Below are 23,661 nucleotides of genomic sequence, written 5' to 3'. Positions count from 1 at the left end.
CCCCGGCGGGTGGCGCCGGGGACCGCGGGTACGGCTCACAGCAACAGCAGGTCGTGCAGCGCAGCCGTGAGCAGCAGACACCCGATCACCGCAAGGAAGATCATCAGCGGTGGCTGGGAAAGGGCGAAGAGACAGCCGCGCGGCTCTTCCTGCGGCGGCGCGGCATCGCTCTGTGTCGTGTCCAGCATCTCGCCGGCGATGATGGCGCAACCGGCACCCTGACACGCGCGACAGCGCCGCCGAACGGGGGACATCCACGTATCCCGGTGTCCCTCCGGGCGCCCCGTCACTAAGCTTCGCGCGCACCGCGCCCGAGGGGTCCATCCGGCACGTTTCAGGCCGCTGCGGCGGCCCTCATATGCCGTGCTTCTTCAGGATCGCCTCGATGTCGCTGAAGTCGTCCGCGTCGGCCCGGGAGGCCGGACCGGTGCTCGGGCGGACGGCCGGACGCGAGGCTGCCCCACGGAGGGCGCCGACGCCTCGGGGGCCACGGCGGCGCGCCGGCCGGCCCGTCGGCGCTCCACGGCGCGCGTGCCCGCGAACAGCAGCCAGGCGGCACCGAGCACACCGAACCCGGCCCAGGCCACCGGACTGAAGGCGGTGCCGGCGAGCCAGTCGATCACCCCGGTCATCACCAGCCCGAGCGGCACGAGGGCGTAGGCCGCGATCCGGGCGGCCGCCAGGAAGCGCCTCCGGTACGCGGTGACCGCGGCGATGCCGAGGCCGGCCGCGGCGACGGCGGAACACACGGTCTCGGCGATCATCCGCACTCCTCAGTCCGACAGCCGTTTCCTCCATCGTGCACCTCCCGCCCCCCGCCCGGCCATGCTCCGGCCGGACATCAGGGACATCTCCGGGTGGCCCCCTCCGGGAGGAACCCCGCACACCCCGCCCTCGACGCCGAACGGCACCGCCGGACCGGGGACCACCGCCCGCCCCCACCCCAGCCGGATTGGGACGGATCCGGCCCTCCTGGAAGACTGGGACGCATGAGCGACACCTCCCCCGCCTCCGCGCAGGCCGCACAGGCCGCGCACCCCGCGCCTGCCGTTCTCGACGTCTGGTGCGAACTCCAGTGCCCGGACTGCCGCACCGCCCTCGACGACCTGCGCGCCCTGCGCGAGCGCTACGGCGACCGCCTGGAGCTGCGCCTGCGGCACTTCCCGCTGGAGAAGCACAAGCACGCCTTCGCCGCCGCGCAGGCCGCCGAGGAGGCGCTGGAACAGGGCAAGGGGTGGCCGTACGTGGAGGCGGTGCTCGGCCGGGTCGAGGAGCTGGACCGCAAGGGCGAACCGTTCCTCATCGAGGTGGCCCGGGAACTGGGCCTGGACACCGAGGAGTTCGACACCGCCCTGATCGACGGGCGGCACATCCTCATCGTGGACGCCGACCAGGCCGAGGGCAAGGCGATCGGGGTGACCGGCACCCCGACGTACGTCATCGGCGGCGAGCGCCTCGACGGCGGCAAGAGCCAGGAGGGCCTGCGCGAGCGCATCGAGGAGATCGCGGACCGGCTGCTCGCCGAGCGACCGGCCTGACGGTCACAGCAGCGGCTTCTGCATCGCGTACTGCGTCGTCTCGTAGCCCAGTGACGCGTACAGCCGTTCCGCCGGGGTGTTCCCGGCGAAGACGTTCAGCCCGACCACCCGCAGACCGGCGGAGATCGCCTGGATCTCCGCCAGGAGCATCAGCGCGCGGCCGTGCCCGCGCCCGCGGTGGGCCGCGTCGGCCGCCACCTTGTAGACGAACGCCCTGTCCTCGCGCAGCGCCAGCCACAGCAGGCCCACCCGCGTCCCGCCGTGCTCCAGGACGCTGAACCGCATGCCCTCGGTGTCCCGGCCCCGCGGCAGCAGCCGCTCCCGGTCACCGCGCGCCTTGGCGTAGGCCGCCTCCTCGGGCACCCCGCGCTCGATCCAGGTGCGCGCGTACTCCTCCCACTGCGCCTCGTGCCAGGGCCCGAACTCGGCCTCGGTCATGGGACGGGCCCGGCTGCCGTCGGGCAGGGCGGGCGGGCGGTCGCCGAGCCGCTTCTCCATACCGCGGTTGCGGACGGCGTAGCCCAGCGTCCGGACGAGCCGCAGGGCCGGTTCGGCGCCGGCCGGGACCGTCGTCTCGATCAGGGAGCAGCCCCAGCCGCGGGCCACCTCCTCCGCGGCGAGCAGGGCGAACGTACCGCGGCCGCGTCCGCGGTCGGGTTCCTCGACGCGCAGGTCGTGCACGCTCGCCACCGCGTCCCCGAAGGCGGCGGAGGTGCCGAGGTGCAGGGCGCCGACGGGACGGCCGTTCACGCACACCTGGAAGTGGCGCGAGCGCGTCCCGTCGGCATTCAGCCGGAGCGGCCCGGTCGGCCGTAGGGTCGTGGTCATCACCGGTGTTCTACCCGAGCGCGCCCCGCGTCTCAGCCGAATATCGCGACGATCACGGGTGCGGCCGTCGCGGGAGCGGCGTCACGGGAGCGGGTGTCACGGGTCGAGGTCGTCCGCGGAGCGCTCGTCGAAGACGCGCATGGCCTTGGCGGTCACCGGACCCGGCGCGCCGGGCAGTTCCCGGCCGTCGACGCGGTGCACGGCCTGCACGTCCCGCAGGGTGGAGGTGAGGAAGACCTCGTCGGCCCGCTCCAGGACGTCCAGCGGCAGGTCGGTCTCCTTGGCGCCGGTCCACGCGATGGTCAGCTCGCGGGTGATGCCCGCGAGGCAGCCGGAGGCGAGCGGCGGGGTGTGGATCTCGCCGTCGAGGACGACGAAGACGTTGGACCCGGTGCCCTCGCAGAGCTGTCCGACGGTGTTGCCGAACAGCGCCTCGGAGGCGCCCTGTTCGCGCGCGCGGGCGAGCGCGACGACGTTCTCGGCGTACGAGGTGGTCTTCAGCCCGGTGAGCGCGCCGCGCTCGTTGCGGGTCCACGGCACCGTGATGACGGCGGTGGTGTCGGGCCGGCGGGTGGTCTCGCCGAGGGCGACGACCAGGGTCGGGCCGTGCTCGCCGCGGTCGGAGCCCAGCGGCCCGTGGCCGCCGGTGTAGGTGACGCGCAGCCGGCCGAGCGGCATCGGGTTGGCTTCGAGGACGGCGGCGCAGGCGTGGCGGATCTCGTCGTGGTCGGGTTCGGGCAGGCCGAGGCCGCGGGCCGAGCGGGTGAGCCGGTCGAGGTGCCGGGTGAGCGCGAAGGGCCGGCCGTCCACCGCCTTCACCGTCTCGAAGATGCCGTCGCCCACGGTCAGCCCGTGGTCGAAGACGGAGACACGGGCGGACTCGATGTCCTGGAGCCCGCCGTCGAGCCAGATCTTCACGTCAGTACCTCTCCACTCGCCTCGTACGCGCCCGACGCTACCGCGAGCAGCCGGGACGCCTTCAGCTCGGTCTCCCGCCACTCCCCCTCGGGGTCCGAGCCCCAGGTGATGCCCGCGCCGGTGCCGAACCGGAGCCGGGGCGCGGCCGGGTCGGCCCGGTCGATCCAGAAGGTGCGGATGCCGACGGCCAGCTCGCCGACGCCCCGGTCGGCGTCGACCCAGCCGATCCCGCCGCAGTAGGGGCCGCGCGGGGCGGTCTCCAGGGCGTCGATGATCCGCAGGGCGCTGGACTTCGGGGCGCCGGTGACCGACCCGGGCGGGAAGGCGGCCGCCAGCAGCTCGGGCCAGCCGGCCTCGGGGCGCAGCTCGCCGCGCACGGTGGAGACGAGGTGGACCAGGCCGGGGTGCTTCTCCACCACGCACAGGTCGGGCACGGTGACGCTGCCGGTGGCGCAGACCCGCCCGATGTCGTTGCGGACCAGGTCCACGATCATCACGTTCTCGGCGTAGTCCTTCTCCAGGAGGTCCGCCTCGGTGCGGCCGGTGCCTTTGATCGGCCCGGACTCGACGGTCCGTCCCTCCCGGCGCAGGAACAGCTCCGGGGAGGCGGTGGCTATCTCCACGCCGTGCCCCGGCAGGCGGATCGTTCCCGCGTACGGCGCGGGGTTGCCGCGGGCGAGCAGCGCGGTGAGGGCGTCCACGTCGGCGCCGGGGGCGATCGGCGCGGAGAGCACCCGGCAGAGGTTCGCCTGGTAGACCTCGCCGGCCGCGATGTGCTCGCGCACGCGCCGTACGCCCGCCGTGTACGCGGCGCGGTCGAGGGACGACGTCCAGTCACCGGCCGCCGGGCCGTGCCAGGCGCCCGGCACGGGGGCGGGCACCGGCTCCTCGCGGACGTCGGTGAAGCGGGCGCAGGTCAGACGGCCCTCGAAGTCCGCGGCGACGGCCCAGAAGCCGCTGGAGTCCAGGGCGGCCGGGTCGCTGGTGACGTCGGTGAGGCCGGTGGCGACGCGGTCGCCGAAGCGGGCGAGAGGGGGCAGGTCGAGCACGCTGTCGAGTCTAGGGCGGGTGTCCGGCGGGTGACCTCGGCGCGGCCTTCGGGGGACCCCCGGGCGGGCCGTCCGGCGGCACACCGCAGCACGCTGCACAAACGCGTTTTTGTACTGGCCCGGGAATCCGCTAGAGTTCAACACGTCGCCGGGACGCGGAAGCGGCCCGAAACGACAAGCGGACGTAGCTCAGTTGGTAGAGCGCAACCTTGCCAAGGTTGAGGTCGCGAGTTCGAGCCTCGTCGTCCGCTCGAAGGAAAAGAGGATCTTCCCGGTCCTCTACACTCCTGGTGGAGTGGCCGAGAGGCGAGGCAACGGCCTGCAAAGCCGTCTACACGGGTTCAAATCCCGTCTCCACCTCCAAGGACGATTAGCTCAGCGGGAGAGCGCTTCCCTGACACGGAAGAGGTCACTGGTTCAATCCCAGTATCGTCCACTGGATCTTCGGATCCCGGATCTTCTCGAAGGTCCCACCCGCGCGATTAGCTCAGCGGGAGAGCGCTTCCCTGACACGGAAGAGGTCACTGGTTCAATCCCAGTATCGCGCACGCAGTGCCCATGATCGGAGCCGCTGAGTGATGTGGCGATGATCGTGGTCCCGAGGACGATTAGCTCAGCGGGAGAGCGCTTCCCTGACACGGAAGAGGTCACTGGTTCAATCCCAGTATCGTCCACACAGTCCGAAGCCCCCGGCCGTCTCGAACGGCCGGGGGCTTCGTCGTGCCGCGGGGCTCAGCTGGAGAAGAGCATGTGGCCGAAGCTCTTGTGGCGGCGGTGGCCGTAGTGGCCGTGGCCGGGCTGCGGGGCGCCCCAGGCGGGGGCGGGCGGCGCGGGGTAGCCCTGCGGGGCGGGGGCGGCGGGCGGGGCGGCCGGCGGCGGGGCGGGCTGGGTCCACTGGGCTTCCAGGCGGGTCAGGGCCTCCAGCTCGCCGTAGTCCAGGAAGATTCCTCGGCAGTTGCTGCACTGCTCGATCTGGACTCCGTTGCGGTTGTAGGTGTGCATCGCGGCACGGCACTTCGGGCACTGCACGGTGGGCTCAACTCCTCGCCGGTCGATCCTGCTTCACGTATCTCCAGCACAGACTCTGTCCGGCTGCGGTCGGTTGCACCCTACTTCGCGGCGTTTCACGCCAACTCCGGGGGTGCGGCGGCCATCCGGTCGCAGGCGTCGACGACGGACTGCTCGATCTCGTCCAGGGGGCGGCCGGCGGACAGGGCCTTGGTGACGGTCCGGGCGGCGGTCTGGACGGTGAGGGCGCGGGCCGGGACGTCGAGGGCCGGCCAGGGGTCGCCGTCCGAGGGAACGGCGGGGCCGCCGGCGGCGCGGTAGGCGTCCAGGAAGCGGGTCCACTCGTCGGGCGGGAGCAGGCCGCAGGCGTACCAGGCGGCGGGGCGGGCGAGGTCCCACGCGGGGGCGCCCACGCCGAGGTCGTCGACGTCGATGAGACGCCAGGGGGCGTGCGGGGTGCCGCCCGCGCGCACGAGCTGGCCGAGGTGGAGGTCGCCGTGGCAGAGGGTGGCCGGGGCCGGCATGGGCGCCTCGGCGCGGGCCCAGGCGGGGAGGACGGACCAGGCGCGCAGGATCGCCGGGGTGGCGGGGTGCCGGGCGGCCGCCGCCGTCAGACGGGCGACGGCGCGGGCCGCCTTCTCCGGGCCGCGCATCGGGGGCACGGGAGCCGGGGCGGGACTGCCGTGGAGGTGGGCGAGGAGGGTAGCCGCGGCTTCCCAGGGGGCGGCGTCCGGGTCGCCGGGGTCCACGGGGGTGCCGTACGGCCAGAGGGTGACCAGGCGGCCGTGGAGGGTGACCGGGGTCGGGCTGAGCGGGGCCAGCAGGATGCCGGAGAGACGGGAGGCCGTGGTCAGGCGGCATTCGAGGTGGGCCGGGTCCGTACCCGGGGCGTGCGCCTTCGCGACGGTGCCCGCGTGGCGGACGACGGTGGCGTCCGGGCGGTCGGCGAGGGTGGCGATGCTCGCGGCGCCGCAGACGCAGGCGGTGTCACGGGGGTGGGTTGCGGCTCTCGCTTCCTTGGTGAGGGCGGTGAGGAGTGGGGGTGAGGTCATCGGGGTCTCTGGGGGGGGTGGCCGGTGGTGTGCGCTGAGAGTACGTGGTCCGGGTGGCGGCCTCCCTGCGGAGGGAAGCGTCCGGCAAGGGGACGGCTTCTCCGCTGAGCCGGGGCGCAGGGGGGCGGCGTCGCGTCTCCGGCGCCCTCGGCCAGGCACCGCCCTGGTGCGCGACCACGCGCCACCCTGGCCGGCGGGAAAAAGCAATGCCGGCGCAGCTCCCCAGCTGCGCCGGCATCTGTGCCGTCCGCCGCACCCCCGTCCCCACGGGGTTATGGGTGGGATGTCCCCGCCCGGACCGCTCTTCCGGGCCTGGGGTCGCCGCTCAGCGCCCCAGCATCTCGCCCACGGACGACGCCTGTGTGGCCACCGTCTCCCACCCGTCGAAGACGAGGAGGAGCAGGGCCGCCAGGGGAAGGGCCATCAGCGTCGCCACCAAGGGGTGGCGGCGGCCCTGGCGGCGTGGACGGAACGCGGCGGCGAGCGCCTTGCGTCCCTCCTCGCGGACCAGCGTCCGCGATGCCGTGTGGGCCATGGTCCTTCTCCTGACCGTGCTCGGTTGTCCGGCAGCGGCGGGTGTCCGACCTCGGGGGACGAGTACTGCACCCGCCGCTTGACCTCAAATCTAGGCGCGGGGGCGGCGGCGGGCGTCATGCCCTCGTACCGCTTGGCGGGCCTCCCGGAGGATGAGCCATGACCTGCGGCGTACTCCCCTGGGTGGAGACGGCGGGCGGCGTCTCGGGGTCTTCCCGGAAGGGGACGTCCGGTGTGTCCCGGCTTTTCCGAGCCGTCCCGCCGGGGCACCGGCTGTCCGACCGGGGCGAGGACCCGGTGGGGGTGACTTCGCTCACGTCGGGCGCCCCTCGCCGCACCGCCGCCTCCGCCCGGCGGCCCGCCCCGCTCGGCGCCGTCGTCCGGGTACGCGTGGTGTCACCGGCGTTCACGACGGCCCGCGCGCCGTCACCTTCGCGCCGTCCAATCCCCCTTCCGTGTCGGATGGTTGGGAGTGCGGGCACGGGCAAGTCGTCCTCTTTGCGCCCGCCCTGACCACCTTTTACGTCGCGCGCCGGGCACTGACAATCGATCAGGACGTGAGGGCGCGGCCTCTGCGCGCAGGCGGCCGGGGAAACGTAAGCTGTGGCACGTCACACGGACCGGGCAGCGGGGATGAACATGGCGATGATGCGCCTGAGGCGCGAGGACCCGCGCGTCGTCGGCTCGTTCAAGCTTCACCGACGGCTCGGCGCGGGCGGGATGGGTGTTGTCTACCTGGGCTCCGACAAGAAGGGGCAGCGGGTCGCCCTCAAGGTGATCCGGCCCGACCTGGCGGAGGATCAGGAGTTCCGGTCGCGGTTCGCCCGCGAGGTGTCGGCCGCCCGCCGGATCCGCGGCGGTTGCACGGCCCGGCTCGTGGCGGCGGACCTGGAGGCGGAGCGGCCCTGGTTCGCCACCCAGTACGTGCCCGGCCCGTCGCTGCACGACAAGGTCGCCGACGAGGGGCCGCTCGGCGCCGCCGAGGTCGCCGCCATCGGCGCCGCCCTCTCGGAGGGGCTGGTCGCCGTGCACGAGGCGGGAGTCGTCCACCGGGACCTCAAGCCGTCCAACATCCTGCTGTCCCCGAAGGGGCCGCGGATCATCGACTTCGGCATCGCCTGGGCGACCGGGGCCTCCACGCTGACGCACGTCGGGACGGCGGTCGGCTCGCCCGGTTTCCTCGCTCCGGAGCAGGTGCGCGGCGCCGCCGTCACCCCGGCCACGGACGTGTTCTCGCTCGGTGCCACGCTCGCGTACGCCTCCACCGGCGACTCGCCGTTCGGGCACGGCAGTTCCGAGGTGATGCTGTACCGCGTGGTCCACGAGGAGCCGCAGCTGCACGGCGTGCCGGACGCGCTCGCCCCGCTGGTGCGGGCCTGTCTGGCGAAGGACCCCGAGGAGCGGCCCAGCACCCTGGACCTGTCGCTGCGGCTGAAGGAGATCGCCGCCCGCGAGGCCCAGGGGCTGCTCGACGGGCGGCCGCCCGCGCCGCGCGCCGGGGAGGCGGACCGGCCCACCGGGCGGCTCGCGGACACCTACCCCGACCAGCAGCGCGGCCAGTCCGTCCGGCGCCCGTCGAGCACGCCCGGCACACCGGTGCCCCGCGGTGCGGGCGCGGCACGTGGTCCGGCGCCGGTGCGGGGTGGGGCTTCCTCGCGTGGGTCGGTGCCGTCGCGGGGCGGCGGTGCTCCCCGCGGCACGGGGCCCTCGTCGCGGCCCGGCGCGCGGCCGACCCCGGTCGCGCGGAACACGCCCGTGCCGCGCGACACCCCGGTGCCCAGAAACACCCCGGCCAGGAACGCCTCGTCGCCGAGGAACACGCCGGTGCCCCGCAACACCCCCGTTCCGCGCGGCGGCACCCGGCCCGCCGGCCGGAGCCGTCCGGGCTCGCGCGGCGGTGCCGGGCGGCCGGGGCCGCGGACCGGGACCGGGCGGCGGCCGGCGAATCCGCGGCTGCTGCGCCAGCGGCTGTTCGTGTTCGTCGTCGTGACGCTGCTGGTGGCGCTGGGGATCGCCCTGGTGCAGGGCTGCCAGGGTCCGGCGCGCGGGCTCGGCGGCGAGCCGGGCGGTGGCGGCGGGGGCGACACCCGCCGGGAGCAGGTCGAGACCGGCTACCGTCCGCCGGCCCAGGGTGAGCTGATGTCCGAGCGGTTCGTGTCCACGATCGAGCTGCCCGACTAGGCGGCCGTACGCCGGGCGGGTCCGCGAGGGGTGTCGTACGCCGGACGGGTCCGCCGGGGGTGTCGTACGAGGCACGGATCCGCGAGGGTGTCGTACGTCGCTGTCCCGGCGGGTGTCACCGCTGCGGGCGGCCCGCTGTCACGGCGTAGAACGCGACGGCCGCCGCGGCGCCCACGTTGAGCGAGTCCACGCCGTGGGACATGGGGATGCGGACCCATTCGTCGGCGGCCACCAGGGCGCGGGTGGTCAGGCCGTCGCCCTCGGCGCCGAGCATCAGGGCGACCCGGTCCATGCGGTGCGGGGCGGCCTCGTCGAGGGTCTTGGCCTTCTCGTCGGGCGTGAGGGCGAGCAGGGTGAAGCCGGCCTCGCGGACCGACTCCAGGCTCTGGGGCCAGGGTTCGAGACGGGCGTACGGGACGGAGAAGACCGCGCCCATGGACACCTTGACGCTGCGGCGGTAGAGGGGGTCGGCGCAGTCCGGGGAGAGCAGCACCGCGTCCATGCCGAGGGCCGCCGCCGAGCGGAAGATCGCGCCGATGTTGGTGTGGTCGTTGACCCCCTCCATGACCACCACCCGGCGGGCGGTCGCCAGCAGGCCGGCCGCGGCCGGCAGCGGCTTGCGCTGCATGGAGGCCAGCGCACCCCGGTGCACGTGGTAGCCGGTGACGCGTTCGGCCAGCTCGGGGCCGACCACGTAGACCGGGGCCGGGAGTTCGTCGATGACGTCGCGCATGACGTCGACCCACTTCGGGGACAGCAGCATCGACCGCATCTCGTACCCGGCGTCCTTGGCCCGCCGGATGACCTTCTCGCCCTCGGCGATGAACAGGCCCTCGGCGGGTTCGCGCCTGCGGCGCAGCTCGACGTCGGTCAGGCCGGTGTAGTCGTGCAGGCGCGGGTCGTCGGGGTCCTCGACGGTGATGAGATCGGCCACGGGGTGATAGTGCCTTGCCTTGCTTAGGGGGTGGTTCCGAACGGCTCGGAGCGGGTGCTGTGACCCCGCGGGTCGCGGGGTCGGCTAGGCCGTGCTCCCGGGCGTGCGCCGCGGTGTGCTCTGGGGCGTGCGCCGCGGTGTGCTCTGGGGCGTGCTTCGGGGGCCGACCTCGACGACCTCGCCGATGACGATGACCGCCGGCGGCTTGACCTCCTGGGTGCGGACCGTCTCGGCGACCGTGGCCAGGGTGGCGTCGACGCGGCGCTGGGCGGCCGTCGTGCCCTCCTGGACCAGCGCGACCGGGGTGTCCGGGGACTTGCCGTGCGCGATCAGGGTCTCGGCGATCTTGCCGATCTTGTCGACGCCCATGAGGATCACCAGCGTGCCGGTGAGCTTGGCGAGCGACGGCCAGTCGACCAGCGAGCGCTCGTCGTCCGGCGCGACATGGCCGCTGACCACGGTGAACTCGTGGGCGACGCCCCGGTGGGTGACCGGGATGCCGGCCGCGCCGGGGACCGAGATCGAGCTGGAGATGCCGGGGACGACGGTGCACGCGATGCCCGCGTCCGCGAGGGCTTGCAGCTCCTCCATGCCCCGGCCGAAGACGTAAGGGTCGCCGCCCTTCAGCCGGACGACCGACTTGCCCTGCTTGGCGTGTTCGATCAGGGCGTTGTTGATGGCCTCCTGGGCCATGTAACGGCCGTACGGGATCTTCGCGGCGTCGATCACCTCGACGTGCGGCGGCAGCTCGGCGAGCAGGTCGCGCGGGCCGAGGCGGTCGGCGATGACGACGTCGGCCTCGGCGAGGAGGCGGCGGCCGCGGACCGTGATCAGGTCCGGGTCGCCGGGGCCACCGCCGACCAGGGCGACGCCGGGGGTGCGGGTGCGGTGGTGCGGGGCGACCAGGGTGCCGTCGCGCAGGCCCTCGACGACCGCGTCGCGGATGGCGGCGGTGTGGCGGGGGTCGCGGGACTTGGTGTCGGTGGTGAGGACCGCGACCGTGACGCCCTCGCTGTGGCCCGTCGCCGGGGTCCACGCGGTGGCCGCGTCGGCGTCGTCGGAGCGGACGCACCACACGCGGTGGCGCTCCGCCTCGGCGGAGGCGGCGCGGTTCGCCTCGGTGTCGCTGGTGGCGATCAGGGCGTACCAGGCGTCGGCGAGGTCGCCGTCCTGGTAGGGGCGCCTGGTCCAGGTGATCTCGCCCGCGTCCGCCATCGCCTCGACGGAGGGCGTGGCCTGCGGGGAGATCAGGTGGATGTCCGCGCCCGCCGCGATGAGGGCGGGCAGGCGGCGCTGGGCCACCTGGCCGCCGCCGAGGACGACGACCCGGCGGCCGGTGAGGCGGAGGCCTACGGGGTAGGCGGGGTGTTCGGCCATGAGGGGACGGCTCCTCGTGGGGGCAGGCGGGGCAGGCGAGGGGCGCTTCGGCGTCGGAGCGGCCCTGACGTGCGGATTTTAGAGTGCTGAGGGGGCAGGCGGCAGGGGCGGTCCGATGGCTGAACAGCGGACCGCCCCGTGCGGCGCGGCTACTTCTCGGTGACGCCCGCCGAGTCGAACGTCGCCACCTCGTGCATCGCCCTGGCCGTGCTCTGGACCATCGGGAGGGCGAGCAGGGCGCCGGTGCCCTCGCCGAGGCGGAGGTCGAGGTCGATCAGGGGGCGCAGGCCCAGCTTGTTGAGCGCGGCCACGTGGCCGGGCTCCGCGCTGCGGTGGCCCGCGATGCAGGCGGCCAGCACCTCGGGGGCGATGGCGCGGGCCACCAGGGCGGCGGCGCCGGCGCTGACGCCGTCCAGGATCACCGGTGTGCGCAGGGAGGCACCGCCGAGGAGCAGGCCGACCATGGCGGCGTGCTCCAGGCCGCCGATCGCGGCGAGGACGCCGATCGGGTCGGCCGGGTCCGGCTGGTGGACTTCGAGGGCGCGGCGCACCACCTCGGTCTTGCGGGCCAGCGTCTCGTCGTTGATGCCGGTGCCGCGGCCGGTCACCTCGGCCGGGTCGGCGCCCGTGAAGACGGAGATCAGGGCCGCGGACGCGGTGGTGTTGGCGATGCCCATCTCGCCGGTCAGCAGCGCCTTGTTGCCGGCCGCGACCAGGTCACGGGCGGTCTCGATGCCGACCTCGATGGCCTGCTTGGCCTCCTCGCGGGTCATCGCCGGACCGGTGGTCATGTCGGCGGTGCCCGGGCGGATCTTGCGCGGCAGCAGGCCCGGGGTGGCCGGGAGGTCGGCGGCGACGCCGACGTCGACGACGCACACCTCGGCGCCGACCTGGTTGGCGAACGCGTTGCAGACCGCTCCCCCGCCGAGGAAGTTGGCCACCATCTGGGCGGTGACCTCCTGCGGCCAGGGGGTGACGCCCTGGGCGTGCACCCCGTGGTCGCCGGCGAAGATCGCGACGGCCGCGGGCTCCGGGATCGGCGGCGGGCACTGCCGGGACAGGCCGGACAGCTGCGCGGAGATGATCTCCAGCATGCCGAGCGCGCCGGCCGGCTTGGTCATCCGCTTCTGCCGCTCCCAGGCCTCGCCGAGCGCCTTGGCGTCCAGCGGGCGGATCTGCGCGACGGTCTCGGCGAGCAGGTCGTGCGGCTCCTCGCCGGGCAGGGCGCGGCGGCCGTACGTCTCCTCGTGGACCACCCAGGACAGCGGGCGGCGCTTGGACCAGCCGGCCTGCATCAGCTCGGGCTCGTCCGGGAACTCGTCGACGTACCCGACGCAGAGGTAGGCGATGACCTCCAGGTGCTCGGGCAGGCCGAGGGCGCGGACCATCTCGCGCTCGTCGAAGAAGCTGACCCAGCCGACGCCGAGGCCCTCCGCGCGGGCGGCGAGCCACAGGTTCTCCACCGCGAGGGCGGCGGAGTACGGCGCCATCTGCGGCTGGGTGTGGCGGCCGAGGGTGTGGCGGCCGCCACGGGTCGGGTCCGCGGTGACGACGATGTTCACCGGGGTGTCGAGGATCGCCTCGATCTTCAGTTCCTTGAACTGCTTGGCGCGGCCCTTGGGCAGCGACTTCGCGTACGCCTCGCGCTGGCGCATCGCCAGTTCGTGCATCGCGCGGCGGGTGTCCGCCGAGCGGATGACGACGAAGTCCCACGGCTGGGAGTGCCCGACCGACGGCGCGTGGTGCGCGGCCTCCAGGACGCGGAGCAGCACCTCGTGCGGGATGGGGTCGCTGCGGAAGCCGTTGCGGATGTCGCGGCGCTCGCGCATGACCTTGAGGACGGCCTCGCGCTCGGCGTCGTCGTAGGCGGGCGCGGCCGGGCCGGTGGACTGTCGTGCTTCTGCCACGGTGGCCGTGCCTTCTTCTTCCTGGTCTGCCCGGTCTGCCCGGTCTTCCTGGTCTTCGTGGCCGGCGCCCCGGGTGTCCAGGTCGTCGGCCTGCTGGACGGGGGCGACGTCCGGGTCCGCGTCCGCGGTCGCCTCGGCGGCGACAGTCTCCGGTTCGGCCTCGCGCGGGGCGGGGACCGTGACGGCGGCTTCCGGCTGCTGCGGGGCGGGGCCCGGGTGCGGGGCGTCCTCGGCCATGGGGGCGGCCTGCGGCGGGGTCGGGGCCGGGTGGGGGGTCGACGGGACCGTGCCCTCCACCGGCACGAACTGGCCGACCGGCTGCTCGGCGGCGGGCTCGGCGGCCTGGGGCGCCGGGGCGGGGGCGGCAGCGTCCGCGGGGGCGGCCGCCTCGGGTGCCGGGGTCTGCGCCGGGGCTGCGAGGGGGCCGGTGAGCTCCGGGGTGTCCTGTACGTCGGTGACCGCGGCCTCGGGCTGGGGCTCGGTCTCCGGGTGTGGGTGTGCCTGGGACTGGGCTTCGGGCTCGGGCTGGGGCTGCGGCTGGGCGTCCGGCGTCGGCTCGGGGGCCGTCGCGTGGGGCGGGGCGGGCTGCTCCACAGGCTGCTCGGCGGGCTGCTGCTCCGCGATCGGCTGCGGCTGGGCGGCGTCCGTGGGCTGCGGGTGCGGCTGTGCGGTGGCGTCGGCCGGCTCCGCGGGCCGGGGGGTCGGCGAGACGTCCGCCGTGGGCTCCGCGACGGCCGCCTCCGGCGTGGGGGCGGGCACGACGGCTTCGGGCGCCTGGGGTGCCTCGGGGGCCGCGGGCTCGGGAGCCTGCGGCGCCTGGACCGCCTCCGGCGCGGCCGGCTCGGGAACCTGGACCGCCTCGGGGGCGACGGGCTCGACGGCCTCTGCGGGCTGGGGTGCCTCGGCTGCGGCGGCTTCGGGCACCTGTGGTACCTGGGCCACGGCGGCCTCGGGCGCCTGGGGTGCCTCGGCTTCGGCCGCGACGGCTTCGGGCGCCGCCTGGGGCATCTCGGGCGCCGTCGCCTCGGGGGCGTGCGGGGCCTGGGGGGCGTGCGGGACCTCGGGGGCGTGCGGGGCCTCGGGTGCGGCCGGCTGCGCGACGGGTTCTGCCGCCTGCGGTACCTCTGCCGCCGCGACGGGCACGGGGGCCTGGGCCGCCTCCGGCGCGACGGCGTCGGCCGGCTGCGGTGCCTGCGGGGCCTGGCCGGCGGCGGGGACCGGCGCCTCGGGTGCCTGCGGGACGTCCGAGGTCTCCTGGGCGACCGCCTCGGCGAGCTGCTGCTCGGGGGCCGTCGGCGCCTGCGGCGTCTCGGGCGCGGGAGTCTCCTGCGGGGCGACGGGCTGGGCCTGGACGGCCTCGGGCTCCGGCGCCGGTACGGCGACGGGGCCCTGCACGGGCTCGGCGGGCTGCGGCTGCGCGGCACCCTCGACGGGGGCGGCCTGAGCCACGGCCGGAGCCTCGGCGGCGGCCGGCACGGCGGGGGAAGCCTGGGCCGCCTCGTCGGCGGCCGGCGTGGCAGCGGGCACCTCAGCGGCGTCGCCGCCGACAGCGTCACCACCGTCACCCTCGACCGGCACCGCGGCAGCGGCCTGCCCGGCATCGGCCGCGACCGGCACCTCGGCGGGCACCTGAGCGGCGTCACCGGGAACCGTCCCGTCGGCAGGCACCTGCGCGGCCTCGGCGACCGGCGCGACAACGGCCTCGGTGGTCTCGGCGCCCTCGACAGCCTGCGCCTCCTCCCCCGGCAGCTCACCCGGCACCTGCTCCGGCTCGCCCTGCGCGCCCGTCTGCGCGCCCGTCATCGACGACGCCGCCTGGGTCGTCAGGCGGGCGACCGCGGCCTGGGCCGCGTCCGTGGGCTCCGGAGCGGGTTCCGGGTGGGGCTGGGGCGCGACCGGGACAACCGTTTCGGCAGGCATGGCCTCGGTGACGACCTGGGCCGGGGCGGCGGCCGGGGCCGGAGCCGCGGCCTGCGCGCCCCACGGTGCGGCGCCCTGCGGGGCCGCCTCGCGCGGGACGTCGAGGTACTCGGGGCCGGCGGCCGGCTGGCCGGGCTGACGGACCGGCACGCCCGCGGGACCGCGGTCGGCGAGGGAGCGGACCGGGCTGGCGGAGGTGTCGGGGATCGGCGGGCCGAGGTGCAGCGGACGGCGCGGGGTGATCGGCGGGATCGGCGTCGTCGGGGCCGTCGGCACCGTCGGGTTCGGCAGCCGTACGCCGGTCAGGTCGACCGAACCGCTGTCGCGGCCGCCCAGCTCGTGCGGGCCGGGCTCGTGCACCGCCTCGACGACCGGCTCCGGGGCGGGCGGCGGCACCTCGTTGCCCCAGGCGCCCTGGGCGCCGGGCAGCAGCAGGTCTTCGTCCTCGGCGGGTGTCTCGGAGAGGTAGGTGTACGCGCCGGGTGCGGGAACGCCCGGCTGCTCCACCGTGCCTGCGTTCTCCGGCAGCCCCTCGCCCGGGACCTGGCCGGTGTCGGTCATGCGTACCCCTCGCCCATCGGTTGATGCTTCTACGACCAGCTCACCCGGAACGGCGCACCGACCGCCCGTAGTGAAGAACGAGCGTGCGTGCCCAGCGGCACGAACGACCGCCCGGAAAAGGCGACAAAGCCATTCAGTGGCATTGTCGCGGTCGTTCCGCCGTCAGGACAGCTCGATCCGCGACGGCCCGCTGTGGACTGCGCCACGTTGCGCGGTGTCCGGTGTGTGCCGTACCGCACACACCCCAAAGCGGGCGCGTCGACCGGACATTGACCGACGGGGCGCCGGACGTCCTGGTGCGGTGCAGCGATCGGCCAGCCTACCGCGCCGGTATGACAACAGGATCACTGGGCGCGGTCCGGGAGGACCCCGCTGAGCAGGAACGCGACGCTCCGCTCCGTCTCCGACCAGTGCCGGGTGTCGAGTTCCACGGACTGGAGCAGGGCGCACTGGACCCGGTAGCCGTGCTCGGTCAGATCGCGGCCGACGAGTTCGGCCGCGTCGCGGGTGGCGGCGTGGGTGACGATGCGCTGCGGGCGGCGGTCGGCCACCGCGGAGACCACGGCGGCTCCCCCGCCGCCGACCCGGACGACGTCCGGTTCGGGCAGGTTCTCCAGGACGTGCGGGGCGGTGCCGTGGACGACGTGCAGCTGGACGCCGAAGCGGCGGGCTGCGGTCTCGGCGCGGGCGCAGGCGGCGGGGTCCCGGTCGACGGCGATGACGGCGGCGCCGGCCCGGGCGGCCTCGACGGCGAAGGCGCCGGAGCCGGAGCCGATGTCCCACACCAGGTCGCCGAGGCGGGGGCCGAGCCGGGCGAGTTGGGCGGCGCGCAGCGGTTCGGTCTCGCCTTCGCCGAGCGGGGTGTCGTAGGCGTCGGCGGGGAGGGTCCAGCCGCGCGGTCCGGCCGCCGGGTCGCGGCCGGCGATCCAGCCGCCGCTCTCGCCGGCGCCGGCGGGTCCGCCGATGACGATGACGACGTTCGGGTCGCGCCAGGTGTGGTCGGGGGCCTTGTCGGAGGTGACGACGGTGACCTGTTCGCGCTCGGTGCCGAGTTCCTCGCAGATGACGAAGGTGCGGTGGACGCCGTCCAGCAGCAGGCCGAGTTCGGCGGGGCCGGCGCCGGGGGCGGTGAGGACCGCCACCTTGGTGTGGGCCCGGCACACGTTCACCGCGCGGCGCAGGGTGCGGGGGTGGGCGACGACCACGTGGGCGTCGTCCCAGGGCATTCCGGCGCGGGCGAAGGCGGCGGCGACCGAGGAGACCGCGGGGACGACTTCGACCTCCAGGCCGAACTCGGGAGCGCGCAGGGTGCGGACGACGCCGAAGAAGCCGGGGTCGCCGTCGGCGAGCACGACGGCCGTGCCGCGGTGGGCGGCGATGCGGCGGGCGGCGAGGGCGACACTGCCGAGGCGGACGCGCTCGGCGGCGGGCGGTACCTCGGGCAGCGCGAGGTGGTGGGCGGCACCTGCCACCAGGGTGGCGGCGCCGAGGGCGGCGCGTGCCGCGGCGGTCAGCGGAGAGCCGTCCCAGCCGATCACCGTGACCCGGTCGGCCATCGTCGTCAGTCTCCCGTGGGTTTGCGCAGGTCGTCGGGCAGGCTCCGTGAGGGTACCTGGTGGGAGCGGAGGCGGGGCGGGCGGCCTCGCCGTGGGTTCAGTTCCAGTCCGAGTAGGAGGTGAAACCTCCGTTGCCGGCCAGTTCGTCGGCGACGCCGGCCAGGTCCTCCGGCAGCAGGCTCCACACGATGACGTCGGTGCGGACGTCGGTCCACGGCCCGCTCCCGGTGCGGGCGCGCGCTATCCAGGCGCCGCGCAGGACGCCCTCGCTGATGCAGCCGATCTTCTGGGCGACCTGCTGGGAGGCGGTGTTGTCGGCGGCCGTGCGCAGTTCCAGCCGTTCGAACTTCTGGTCGTTGAAGAGCCACTGGGCGGTGGCGAGGGCGGCTTCACAGGCGTAGCCCTCGCCGCGGGCCCAGGGGGCGATGACGTAGGAGAGCTCGCTGGAGCGGACCCGCCAGTCGGTGTTGCGCAGGTGGACGATGCCGACGAGGCGCTGGGTGAGGAACTCGGTGACGGCGAGGACGATGCCGCGGCCCTCGGTGCGTTCGGCGGGGGCCAGTTCGGTGATCCAGGCGCGGGCGTCGGCCTCGGTGTAGGGGTGCGGTACGGAGGTCCAGGCGACGACGAGTTCGTCGTTCATCATCGCGGCGAGGGCCTCGGTGTCGGGCTCTTCGAAGGGGCGCAGGACCAACCGCTCCGTGCTGATGGAGATGTTGGGGAAGGTGCTCGTCATGGGCGCCGCTCCGTAACCTGTTGAACCGTCAGGGCCTGCTGAACTGCCCAGCATGCAGCATGAAAGCACCGGACCGCACCACGGGCCCCCTCCGGCGGGGAGGGGGCGTGTGGTGCGGTGTGCCGGGTCAGCGGGGGGTGACGGGCAGGACGGATCCCTGGTACTTGTCCTCGATGAACCGCCGCACCTCGGGTGAGGTGAGCAGGCCGGCGAGGGTCTTCACGCGGGGGTCGTCCTCGTTGCCGCGTTTGACCGCGAGGAGGTTGGCGTAGGGGTTGTCCTTCGCCGATTCCAGGAGGATGGCGTCCTTGGCGGGGCTGAGGCCCGCGTCCTGGGCGTAGTTGTTGTTGATGACCGCGGCGGCCACGTCGTCGAGGGAGCGGGGCAGCTGGGCGGGGTCCAGTTCCTTGAACTTCAGGTGCCTGGGGTTGGCGGTGACGTCCGCGGGGGACGCGTCGGTGCCGGCGTCCTTCGCGAGCGTGATGACGCCCTCGGAGGCCAGCAGGCGCAGGGCGCGGCCCTCGTTGGTGGTGTCGTTGGGCACGGCGACGGTGGCTCCGTCGGCGAGCTCGGTCACGTCGTCGGCCGTCTTGGAGTAGACGCCCATGGGCGGCAGGTAGGCGTCCACGACCGGCACCAGGTCGGTGCCCTTGGCCTGGTTGAAGTCGTCCAGGTAGGGCTTGTTCTGGTACAGGTTGGCGTCCAGCGAGCCCTCCTGGAGGGCGGTGTTCGGCAGGACGTAGTCCGTGAACTCGCGGATCTCCAGCTTCAGGCCGGCGTCCTCGGCGAGGTTGTCCTTGATGTAGGTGAGGACTTCGCCGGCCGGGACGGCGGTGGCGCCGACGACGAGGGTGTCGTCGGAGCCGCCGCCGGTCCCGGAGGAGCCGGAGCCGCAGGCGGTGAGGCCCAGGGCGAGTGCCGCTGCCGCGACCGTGACGAGAGGGGTCTTGCGCACGGGGAGACTCCTCTCGGCGGGTCAGAAGGAGGCGATGACCGAGCCGGCGTACTTGTCCTCGATGAACTTCTCGACCTCGGGGGAGGTGAGCAGCTCGGCGAGCTTCTTGACGCGCGGGTCGTCCTCGTTGCCCTCCTTCACGGCGAGGAAGTTGCCGTACGGGTTGTCCTTGGGGGACTCCAGCACGAGGGCGTCCTTCGCGGGCTGGAGGTCGGCCTCGATGGCGTAGTTGCCGTTGACGACGGCGGCGTCCACGTCGTCCAGGGAGCGCGGGGTCTGGGCCGCCTCCAGCTCCTTGAACTTGAGCTTCTTGGGGTTCTTGGTGATGTCCGCGGGGGTCGCCTCGTTGCCCACGCCGTCCTTGAGGGTGATCAGGCCGTTGTCGGCGAGCAGCTTCAGGGCGCGCGCCTCGTTCACGGTGTCGTTGGGGACGGCGATGGTGGCACCGCTCTTGAGGTCGTCGGCGCTCTTGACCTTGTGGGAGTACAGGCCCAGCGGCTCCAGGTGGACCGTGACGACGGGCACGATGTGGGTGCCCTTCTTCTTGTTGAAGTCGTCGAGGTACGGCTGGTTCTGGAAGTAGTTGGCGTCGACGGAGCCGTCCTCCGTGGCCGTGTTCGGCGTCACGTAGTCGGTGAACTCGCGGACCTCCAGCTCCAGGCCCGCGTCCTTGGCGAGGTTGTCCCGGACGTAGTTCAGGATTTCGGCGTGCGGGACGGGGCTGGCGGCTACGACCAGGGGGCCGTCGGTGTCGGAGCCGGAGTCGGAGGAACCGCAGGCGGTGAGCCCGAAGGTGAGGGCTCCGGCGGCGAGGACGGCGGTGGTGATCTTGGCGGTGTTACGCACGAAAAGTGCCTTTCCTTATGGGTGGTGCGACCCCGTCGTGGGTGGACGGGGAGTCTGTGGGGTGCCTGCGCGGCCGGGCGGCCGCGCGGTTCGGCGCGGGGTCAGGCGACCTTGCCGATGTCGGCCGCCGCCGGCTCCTTCGCCCGCAGCAGGCGGAGCTTGGGGGCGGGGCCGGAGCGGCCGCCGCGGCGGTGCAGGGAGCGGGCCGCGTAGTCGCCGGCGAACTGGATCAGGGAGATGACCACGGCGAGGATCGCCACGGTGATCCACATCAGTCCGGTCTCGAAGCGCTGGTAGCCGTAGCGGACCGCGAGGTCGCCGAGGCCGCCGCCGCCGACGGTGCCGGCCATGGCGGAGTAGCCGATGAGCGCGATGACCGTGGTGGTGGTGGACGCGATCAGGGAGGGCAGGGCCTCGGGGATGAGGACCTTGCGGACGATGGTCCAGGTGTTGCCGCCCATCGACTGCACGGCCTCGACCAGCCCGTGGTCCACCTCGCGGACGGCGGTCTCGACGAGCCGGGCGAAGAACGGGATGCCGCCGATGGCGAGCGGCACGATCGCGGCCTCGCTGCCGATGGTGGTGCCGGTGACCCAGCGGGTGAAGTTCATCAGCGCGACCATGAGGATGATGAACGGCATCGAGCGGCCGACGTTCACGATCTGCCCGATGACCTTGTTCACCACGGTGTTCTGCAGCAGTCCGCCCTTGTCGGTGAGGACCAGCAGGACACCGATCGGCAGGCCGAGGACGACCGCGATCAGGGTGGACCAGCCGACCATGATCAGCGTCTCGGTACAGGCCTGCTCCAGCAGGGGCTGCATCTCGGACCAGGTCACTTGGCACCTTCCTTCACCAGCGCGGGCGCGTTGTCGTCGTCCGTGAGACCGACGACGTCGATCTGGAGGCCCTGCTCGCGCAGGAAGCCGATCGGCACGACGTTGTCCTCATAGCGGCCGGGCAGTTCGATGCGCATCCGGCCGACCTGGAGTCCGCCGACGGTGTCGATGGCGGCGCCGAGGATCGAGATGTCGATGTTGTAGGTGCGGGCCAGCTGGGAGACGACCGGCTGGGTGGCGGCCTCGCCGTGGAAGGTGACGTCGAGGACGGTGCGGTCGTCGGCGGAGGCCTCCCCGCCGACGGGGAAGAGCGCGGCGGCGAGCTGGGAGCCGGGGGTGGCGAGCAGTTCGCTGACCGTGCCGGACTCGACGAGGCGTCCCTTCTCCATCAGCGCGGCCGAGTCGCAGATCGACTTCACGACGTCCATCTCGTGGGTGATGAGCAGGACGGTCAGGCCGAGCTGCCGGTTGAGGTCGCGCAGCAGCGCCAGGATCGAGCGGGTGGTCTCCGGGTCGAGGGCGCTGGTGGCCTCGTCGGAGAGCAGCACCTTGGGGTCGCCGGCCAGGGCGCGGGCGATGCCGACGCGCTGCTTCTGGCCGCCGGAGAGCTGGGCGGGGTAGGCCTTGGCCTTGTCGGCGAGGCCGACGAGGTCGAGGAGTTCCAGCGCCTTGCGGGAGCGTTCCTTCCCCGACTTCCCGAGGATCTCCAGGGGCAGTTCGACGTTGTCCTGCACGGTCCGGGTGGACAGCAGGTTGAAGTGCTGGAAGACCATGCCGATCCGGCTGCGCGCCTGCCGCAGTTCCCGTCCGGCGCGCGGGCCGCGGCCGGCGAGGGCGGTGAGGTCCTGCCCGTCGACGATCACGGTGCCGGAGGTGGGGCGCTCCAGGAGGTTGACGCAGCGGATGAGCGAGGACTTGCCGGCGCCGGACTGGCCGATGACGCCGTACACCTCGCCTTCGCGGACGTGCAGGTCGACACCGTCGAGGGCGGTGACCTCGCGGCCTCGTGAGCCGTCGGCCCGGTAGATCTTCGTCAGACCCGATGTGGTGATCACTGGGGTTTCCGTCACTGTCGAGTGCGCGGGCGTGGGTGTGCCCGGGCACGGGTGCATGCGGTCGGGAACGCGGCACGGTTCTCGCGGTGGTGGGAACCGGGGGAGAACATGTGCGCGGGGCGGCTCGGTGCCATAGGTCGGGGGCTACGGCGGATCCGAGCGGGCACTCGCTTCGGGGCGCGAGGCGCGGATGGTGCAGGGGCCCTCTAGAAGGCGCACATTCGACGCGGACACAGACAACGAGCACCGGGCGTCATGGTCGCCTCGGTCGCAAGGGTGCGGCAGCTCGTCGTGGTCATGCGGTCAGTAAAGCAGACTTACGCGGCTGACCGGTCATCGCCGTCCGCATAGTGGACAGCGCTGGGACGGCGGCCGGCGTACGTCCCTCCCGTCCGCCCATTGCCGCTCCCCCGCCCGTGACCAGCACGGACGGGACCGACGGACCCGCGGGCCGGCGTCGGGGCCGAGCGCGCCGGCGGGGCGGGTGTGGCCAAGGCCACGCCCCCGTCTGCCGCCCTCGCGCCCAGCCGGGGGCGGGAGCGGGGTGTCCGATGCGTCGTAATAAGGTCGCTGCATGCTTGATGCCCTGACGCTGGTGACCGGGGTCGCCGCCCTGCTGCTCGCCGCGTGGTGCGGCTGGGCCGCCTACCGTGACCAGCCGACGAAGGACTGGCACTTCATCGGGATGGCCGTGGTGACGCTGCTGACCCTGGTCCAGCTGGTGGTCGGCGTCGTGCGGCTGGCACGGGGCGAACAGCCGGAGCAGGGTACGACGATCTTCGTGGCGTATCTGCTGGGCGCGTTCGCGTGCGTGCCGGCCGCCGGGTTCATGTCGCTGGCCGAGCGCTCCAAGTGGGGTTCGGTGACCGTGGCCGCCGGCGGCGTCGTGCTCGCCGTGCTCGAGGTGCGGCTCTACGACATCTGGGGAGGCTGAGGTGAGCGCGGCCGAGGAGAAGCGGCGGCTGGCGAGCGGGCCCGGGACGCTGCTCGTCTGGCTGTACGGCGTGATGGTCGTCGGCGCGGTGTCGCGCTCCGCGTACCAGATCGCCACCGAGTTCGACCGGGCGCCGCTCGCCTACACGCTGTCGGCGGTGGCGGGGGTGGTGTACGGCTTCATCACCTACACCCTGGTGCGCGGCGGGGAACGGGCCCGCAGGGCGGCGCTGGTGTGCTGCGCCGCCGAGCTGGTGGGTGTGGTGACCGTCGGCCTGTGGACGCTGGTGGAGCCGTCCGCGTTCCCGGACGCGACCGTGTGGTCGGACTTCGGGATGGGTTACCTGTTCATCCCCGTGCTCCTGCCCGTCTCCGCGCTGGTGTGGCTGCGCAAGGCGCGCGGCGCGCGGCCGGCTTGACGGTTCGCCGGCTCAGGCGGTCTGGACGTACGCCTCGGCCTGCTTCTCCAGGACGACCATCGGGATGCCGTCCGCGCCCTCGGCGGTGCCCACCTTCTCGTAGCCGACGCGGCGGTACAGGCGCAGGCTGCTCTCGCTGCGGTGGCCGGTGCTGAGGCGGAACTTCCTGGCGCCGCGCTGTTCCACGAGGGCGGACTCGGCCGCGCGCAGCAGGCGGGCGCCGATGCCGTGGCCCTGGAGGCGGGGGTGGACGCAGAGCTTGCCGATCGCGGCGGCGCCGTCCTCGGTGACCGTGCCGTGCACCGAGCCGACCACCTCGTCGCCGAGCCGGGCGACGACGACGCAGTCGTCGGCGACCTCCCGGCGCACGGAGTCGAGGGACTGGACGAGCGGGTCGATGCGGTAGTTGCCGTACAGCGCGGCCTCGCTCTGGAAGCACAGGTACTGCAGCTTGAAGATCTGCTCGGCGTCCTGTTCGGTCGCCTCGGAGATGATCACGCTCATGCCCATGTGTG

General features: G+C 73.9%; 21 protein-coding genes, 5 tRNA genes and 2 pseudogenes. 9 read left to right on the top strand and 19 right to left on the bottom strand.

Features of this window, described 5'->3' with window-relative positions; genetic code table 11:
- Positions 1–35: 35 nt before the first annotated feature.
- Positions 36–188 (bottom strand): hypothetical protein, encoded by a 153-nt coding sequence (locus AB0K92_RS23790; protein ID WP_165996784.1) that lies wholly within the window; start codon positions 186–188, stop codon positions 36–38.
- Positions 189–354: 166 nt separating this feature from the next.
- Positions 355–764, bottom strand: a pseudogene (locus AB0K92_RS23785) (hypothetical protein).
- A 225-nt stretch (positions 765–989) separates the two neighbouring features.
- Here AB0K92_RS23785 and AB0K92_RS23780 point away from each other — a divergent pair.
- Positions 990–1,538, top strand: a complete 549-nt coding sequence (locus AB0K92_RS23780) for a DsbA family protein (RefSeq protein ID WP_365925912.1) — start codon at positions 990–992, stop codon at positions 1,536–1,538.
- A gap of 3 nt (positions 1,539–1,541) precedes the next feature.
- On the opposite strand, the gene AB0K92_RS23775 is transcribed toward AB0K92_RS23780, so the two are convergent.
- The 3 genes from AB0K92_RS23775 to AB0K92_RS23765 all read right to left on the bottom strand — a co-directional run bounded on the left by AB0K92_RS23775 (position 1,542) and on the right by AB0K92_RS23765 (position 4,333).
- Positions 1,542–2,366: a GNAT family N-acetyltransferase gene (locus AB0K92_RS23775; protein ID WP_365925910.1), complete on the bottom strand. Its 825-nt coding sequence runs from the start codon at positions 2,364–2,366 to the stop codon at positions 1,542–1,544.
- Positions 2,367–2,462: 96 nt separating this feature from the next.
- Complete coding sequence (locus tag AB0K92_RS23770; RefSeq protein ID WP_365925908.1) at positions 2,463–3,284, bottom strand: aminodeoxychorismate lyase; 822 nt, start codon at positions 3,282–3,284, stop codon at positions 2,463–2,465.
- A complete protein-coding gene (locus tag AB0K92_RS23765; protein ID WP_365925906.1) occupies positions 3,281–4,333 on the bottom strand; it encodes a chorismate-binding protein in 1,053 nt (350 codons plus the stop codon). Before AB0K92_RS23765 ends, AB0K92_RS23770 begins: the two co-directional genes overlap by 4 nt.
- A gap of 178 nt (positions 4,334–4,511) precedes the next feature.
- Between AB0K92_RS23765 and AB0K92_RS23760 the strand changes: the two genes are divergently transcribed.
- The 5 genes from AB0K92_RS23760 (at position 4,512) to AB0K92_RS23740 (ending at position 5,007) form a co-directional block, all read left to right on the top strand.
- Positions 4,512–4,584, top strand: a tRNA-Gly gene (locus AB0K92_RS23760).
- 38 nt (positions 4,585–4,622) lie between these two features.
- Positions 4,623–4,696: transfer RNA gene (locus tag AB0K92_RS23755), tRNA-Cys, on the top strand.
- 1 nt (position 4,697) lies between these two features.
- Positions 4,698–4,769: transfer RNA gene (locus tag AB0K92_RS23750), tRNA-Val, on the top strand.
- A 40-nt stretch (positions 4,770–4,809) separates the two neighbouring features.
- Positions 4,810–4,881, top strand: a tRNA-Val gene (locus AB0K92_RS23745).
- 54 nt (positions 4,882–4,935) lie between these two features.
- Positions 4,936–5,007, top strand: a tRNA-Val gene (locus AB0K92_RS23740).
- 58 nt (positions 5,008–5,065) lie between these two features.
- Here the strand turns inward: AB0K92_RS23740 and AB0K92_RS23735 are convergent.
- The 4 genes and pseudogenes from AB0K92_RS23735 to AB0K92_RS23720 form a co-directional block, all read right to left on the bottom strand.
- Positions 5,066–5,362, bottom strand: a complete 297-nt coding sequence (locus AB0K92_RS23735; RefSeq protein ID WP_365925904.1) for a zf-TFIIB domain-containing protein — start codon at positions 5,360–5,362, stop codon at positions 5,066–5,068.
- Positions 5,363–5,457: 95 nt separating this feature from the next.
- Positions 5,458–6,393 carry an aminoglycoside phosphotransferase family protein gene (locus tag AB0K92_RS23730; protein WP_365925902.1) on the bottom strand — a complete coding sequence of 312 codons (936 nt, stop codon included), beginning with the start codon at positions 6,391–6,393 and terminating at the stop codon, positions 5,458–5,460.
- 325 nt (positions 6,394–6,718) lie between these two features.
- Positions 6,719–6,928: a hypothetical protein gene (locus AB0K92_RS23725; RefSeq protein ID WP_165996799.1), complete on the bottom strand. Its 210-nt coding sequence runs from the start codon at positions 6,926–6,928 to the stop codon at positions 6,719–6,721.
- A 218-nt stretch (positions 6,929–7,146) separates the two neighbouring features.
- Positions 7,147–7,373, bottom strand: a pseudogene (locus AB0K92_RS23720) (hypothetical protein); the annotation flags it as partial.
- 187 nt (positions 7,374–7,560) lie between these two features.
- On the opposite strand from AB0K92_RS23720, the gene AB0K92_RS23715 reads away from it, so the two are divergent.
- Positions 7,561–9,108: a protein kinase gene (locus AB0K92_RS23715; protein WP_365925926.1), complete on the top strand. Its 1,548-nt coding sequence runs from the start codon at positions 7,561–7,563 to the stop codon at positions 9,106–9,108.
- A 115-nt stretch (positions 9,109–9,223) separates the two neighbouring features.
- Here AB0K92_RS23715 and AB0K92_RS23710 read toward each other — a convergent pair whose 3' ends face one another.
- The 9 genes from AB0K92_RS23710 to AB0K92_RS23670 all read right to left on the bottom strand — a co-directional run bounded on the left by AB0K92_RS23710 (position 9,224) and on the right by AB0K92_RS23670 (position 21,794).
- A complete protein-coding gene (locus AB0K92_RS23710) occupies positions 9,224–10,042 on the bottom strand; it encodes an RNA methyltransferase (protein ID WP_365925899.1) in 819 nt (272 codons plus the stop codon).
- A gap of 84 nt (positions 10,043–10,126) precedes the next feature.
- On the bottom strand, positions 10,127–11,419 hold the full coding sequence (gene cobA / locus AB0K92_RS23705) for a uroporphyrinogen-III C-methyltransferase (RefSeq protein ID WP_365925897.1): 1,293 nt from the start codon (positions 11,417–11,419) through the stop codon (positions 10,127–10,129).
- Between the two features lie 149 nt (positions 11,420–11,568).
- Entirely contained in the window at positions 11,569–15,807 is a 4,239-nt protein-coding gene (gene cobT / locus AB0K92_RS23700) for a nicotinate-nucleotide--dimethylbenzimidazole phosphoribosyltransferase (protein WP_365925895.1), read from the bottom strand.
- A gap of 344 nt (positions 15,808–16,151) precedes the next feature.
- Complete coding sequence (gene cbiE / locus AB0K92_RS23695; protein WP_365925893.1) at positions 16,152–17,363, bottom strand: precorrin-6y C5,15-methyltransferase (decarboxylating) subunit CbiE; 1,212 nt, start codon at positions 17,361–17,363, stop codon at positions 16,152–16,154.
- Between the two features lie 97 nt (positions 17,364–17,460).
- A complete protein-coding gene (locus AB0K92_RS23690; RefSeq protein WP_365925891.1) occupies positions 17,461–18,099 on the bottom strand; it encodes a GNAT family N-acetyltransferase in 639 nt (212 codons plus the stop codon).
- Positions 18,100–18,226: 127 nt separating this feature from the next.
- Positions 18,227–19,054, bottom strand: a complete 828-nt coding sequence (locus AB0K92_RS23685) for a MetQ/NlpA family ABC transporter substrate-binding protein (RefSeq protein WP_365925889.1) — start codon at positions 19,052–19,054, stop codon at positions 18,227–18,229.
- Positions 19,055–19,075: 21 nt separating this feature from the next.
- Complete coding sequence (locus AB0K92_RS23680; RefSeq protein ID WP_365925887.1) at positions 19,076–19,900, bottom strand: MetQ/NlpA family ABC transporter substrate-binding protein; 825 nt, start codon at positions 19,898–19,900, stop codon at positions 19,076–19,078.
- A 101-nt stretch (positions 19,901–20,001) separates the two neighbouring features.
- Entirely contained in the window at positions 20,002–20,739 is a 738-nt protein-coding gene (locus tag AB0K92_RS23675; RefSeq protein WP_165996816.1) for a methionine ABC transporter permease, read from the bottom strand.
- The gene (locus tag AB0K92_RS23670) at positions 20,736–21,794 is read right to left on the bottom strand and encodes an ATP-binding cassette domain-containing protein (protein WP_365925885.1); all 1,059 of its coding nucleotides are present in this window, start codon (positions 21,792–21,794) and stop codon (positions 20,736–20,738) included. The genes AB0K92_RS23675 and AB0K92_RS23670 overlap by 4 nt, the downstream gene beginning before the upstream one ends.
- 574 nt (positions 21,795–22,368) lie before the next feature.
- Between AB0K92_RS23670 and AB0K92_RS23665 the strand changes: the two genes are divergently transcribed.
- Positions 22,369–22,728: a hypothetical protein gene (locus tag AB0K92_RS23665; protein ID WP_165996819.1), complete on the top strand. Its 360-nt coding sequence runs from the start codon at positions 22,369–22,371 to the stop codon at positions 22,726–22,728.
- Between the two features lies 1 nt (position 22,729).
- Positions 22,730–23,146, top strand: a complete 417-nt coding sequence (locus AB0K92_RS23660; protein ID WP_365925883.1) for a hypothetical protein — start codon at positions 22,730–22,732, stop codon at positions 23,144–23,146.
- Between the two features lie 12 nt (positions 23,147–23,158).
- Here AB0K92_RS23660 and AB0K92_RS23655 read toward each other — a convergent pair whose 3' ends face one another.
- A complete protein-coding gene (locus tag AB0K92_RS23655) occupies positions 23,159–23,656 on the bottom strand; it encodes an N-acetyltransferase (protein WP_165996823.1) in 498 nt (165 codons plus the stop codon).
- Positions 23,657–23,661 lie beyond the last annotated feature (5 nt).

Source organism: Streptomyces sp. NPDC052687 (assembly GCF_040678395.1).
Taxonomy (GTDB): Bacteria; Actinomycetota; Actinomycetes; order Streptomycetales; family Streptomycetaceae; genus Streptomyces.
The sequence above is the reverse complement of the archived record's forward strand: the minus strand, read 5'-3'. Positions and strand labels throughout refer to the sequence as shown.

Bases quoted from the DNA above. Each gene is read 5' to 3' on its own strand.
- AB0K92_RS23690 (WP_365925891.1), bottom strand. From the start codon at position 18,099: ATGACGAGCACCTTCCCCAACATCTCCATCAGCACGGAGCGGTTGGTC.
- AB0K92_RS23790 (WP_165996784.1), bottom strand. From the start codon at position 188: ATGCTGGACACGACACAGAGCGATGCCGCGCCGCCGCAGGAAGAGCCG.
- cobA (WP_365925897.1), bottom strand. From the start codon at position 11,419: ATGGCCGAACACCCCGCCTACCCCGTAGGCCTCCGCCTCACCGGCCGC.
- AB0K92_RS23725 (WP_165996799.1), bottom strand. From the start codon at position 6,928: ATGGCCCACACGGCATCGCGGACGCTGGTCCGCGAGGAGGGACGCAAG.
- AB0K92_RS23775 (WP_365925910.1), bottom strand. From the start codon at position 2,366: ATGACCACGACCCTACGGCCGACCGGGCCGCTCCGGCTGAATGCCGAC.
- cbiE (WP_365925893.1), bottom strand. From the start codon at position 17,363: ATGGCCGACCGGGTCACGGTGATCGGCTGGGACGGCTCTCCGCTGACC.
- AB0K92_RS23780 (WP_365925912.1), top strand. From the start codon at position 990: ATGAGCGACACCTCCCCCGCCTCCGCGCAGGCCGCACAGGCCGCGCAC.
- AB0K92_RS23715 (WP_365925926.1), top strand. From the start codon at position 7,561: ATGAACATGGCGATGATGCGCCTGAGGCGCGAGGACCCGCGCGTCGTC.
- AB0K92_RS23665 (WP_165996819.1), top strand. From the start codon at position 22,369: ATGCTTGATGCCCTGACGCTGGTGACCGGGGTCGCCGCCCTGCTGCTC.
- AB0K92_RS23730 (WP_365925902.1), bottom strand. From the start codon at position 6,393: ATGACCTCACCCCCACTCCTCACCGCCCTCACCAAGGAAGCGAGAGCC.
- cobT (WP_365925895.1), bottom strand. From the start codon at position 15,807: ATGACCGACACCGGCCAGGTCCCGGGCGAGGGGCTGCCGGAGAACGCA.
- AB0K92_RS23655 (WP_165996823.1), bottom strand. From the start codon at position 23,656: ATGGGCATGAGCGTGATCATCTCCGAGGCGACCGAACAGGACGCCGAG.